Source organism: Blautia sp. aa_0143 (assembly GCF_004167315.1).
Classification (GTDB): Bacteria; Bacillota; Clostridia; order Lachnospirales; family Lachnospiraceae; genus Blautia_A; species Blautia_A fusiformis.
Genome location: NZ_RCXU01000069.1, coordinates 1 through 1,927 on the forward strand (window position 1 = coordinate 1; position 1,927 = coordinate 1,927).

At 41.2% G+C, this 1,927-nt stretch carries 2 protein-coding genes; both read right to left on the reverse strand.

Annotated elements, in window-relative coordinates; translation table 11 throughout:
• Nucleotides 1-102: 102 nt before the first annotated feature.
• Nucleotides 103-1,359 carry an RNA-guided endonuclease InsQ/TnpB family protein gene (locus EAI83_RS16960; RefSeq protein WP_015526510.1) on the reverse strand — a complete coding sequence of 419 codons (1,257 nt, stop codon included), beginning with the start codon at nt 1,357-1,359 and terminating at the stop codon, nt 103-105.
• Nucleotides 1,360-1,376: 17 nt separating this feature from the next.
• Nucleotides 1,377-1,787, reverse strand: a complete 411-nt coding sequence (tnpA, locus tag EAI83_RS16965) for an IS200/IS605 family transposase (protein ID WP_192926499.1) — start codon at nt 1,785-1,787, stop codon at nt 1,377-1,379.
• Nucleotides 1,788-1,927 lie beyond the last annotated feature (140 nt).

Here is a 1,927-nt window from a genome sequence, read left to right on the forward strand (position 1 = left end):
AGTGAACTACTCGGCAACTGAGTTACCAGAGCATCTGAATTAAGGCGGGATACCGCCTTTTCAGGGTGCGTCCATGACACCACTACTGTTTGCTCTTTAGAGCTATACAGCTACTTTTATTATTTCTGGCGTTTTTAGTCCGGTTACGGACAGTTCCTTTTTCTCTCCGGATACGGAGAGATATTTTCTCAGGATGTTATATGCACCTACAGCATCTGCGTTATACTTCCGGTTTCTGTCCCTGTACAGTCCCCTTTGTTTTCGGTTGCATGGCTGTGCATATCTTTTTTCCACCTCTGGTGACAGCGGACTGCACTGGCTGGTATAGCTTTCTTCCTGTCTTACAAAACGGATCCCGTACATCTTAAGCTTATATTCCATCATGCTATAGAGCCTGTTATACGGCAGATTGTGGAACTTCTGGTTTGTTCTGTGTCCCAGGTCTTTTCCTTTCCGGATATTCCGGATATCCCCTGCCACAACACAGGTAATTCCCTGTTCACGGCAGTATTTTGCAAAGTATCTTGTGATCTTGTGCAGATAATCCGTTACCGAGTTCTGCTTTTTCTGATATAATCTGCGAATATGTTTTGATGTGACTGGATGTTTTATTTCCTTCACAGACTGCTGTCCATACCATTGTGCCTGCACCCTTGCAATCTCTTTATGAAAATATCTTTCCAATGCAAGATATCTTCTGCCCAGGATAAATGTATTCCCATTCCCGGAATCATAGCATGTCATAAGATTATGAAGTCCCAGATCAACTGACAGATAGTGTCCATTCTGCGAAAGTTCTTCCCTCTCTGAAATCTCATAAACAACAATAACTTTACATTCACCTTTTTCCGGTGGGTAGATCCGCAACTGTTTGATCTGATCCATGCCCCTGAAAATCTTATTTTCAAGATAAAGAAAGTTCTCATGGATCTGATACGTTTCTTCCATATATCTTTTTAATGCTTTTGGAAGGGACAGACGGACTTTTTCTGTGTCCCATTCATGTACAATTCCCATCTGCATATAGGTAATGGGGATACTTTCCTGTTTAAACCGCGGTGGTCTGGGATTCTCAATCCCTCCGGATCTTTTCAAGGCGTAAAAAGATTTCCATGCTTTATCCAGCAGCTTGCAGACTTCCTGGGCTGTCTGAGATGGAAGCTGTTTATACCACAGATCCTCTCTATGGGATTTTTTCTGATAATACCAGTCCGGGTATTTCTCCATTCCCATTTCTTTGTAATGCTGACGTTCGTAATTACAGACATTCCAGAGCTTGGATGCCGCATAACACATATGTCCGATGACGTTTGCATATTCCTGACTGACCTTTATGGATGTTTTCTTTGACAGCAGCATTTCCCACCTCTATGATCTCAATAAGCTTTACTCTGATGCTCAATATATCTGCGGATATTTTCTTCCGACACAGACCCGACCGTTTCCACATAATAGGAATGGTTCCACAGCTCTCCTTTCCAAAGCTGTTCTCTTATTTCCGGAAAACGTTCGAATAATTTCCTGCCGGTGATCCCTTTCAGATATTTCACGATCGCAGTTATGGATAATTTGGGAGGAGCAGACACAAAACAGTGCACATGGTCTCCTTCCCCGCATTCAAACAAATGGACGGTAAAACCTTTATCCGCTGCGATCTCCTGCACCAGCTCCTGAAGATATGCTTCAATCTCCGCATTCAATATCTTCCGCCAGTATTTCACTGACCATACCATATGGTAATTAATATTGCACACACAAGTGCGGTAATGTATAAGATTCTCCTTCATACATATAGTATAGCATAGTATTAAGAATATCACAATAAAATGCCGAACATATTTTCTTTTTTAATAAAGCTGGATACAGCATTTTTTAGTAAAAAAATAAATATATTTTACTTATAATGTGCAGATATGCACAGTTTACG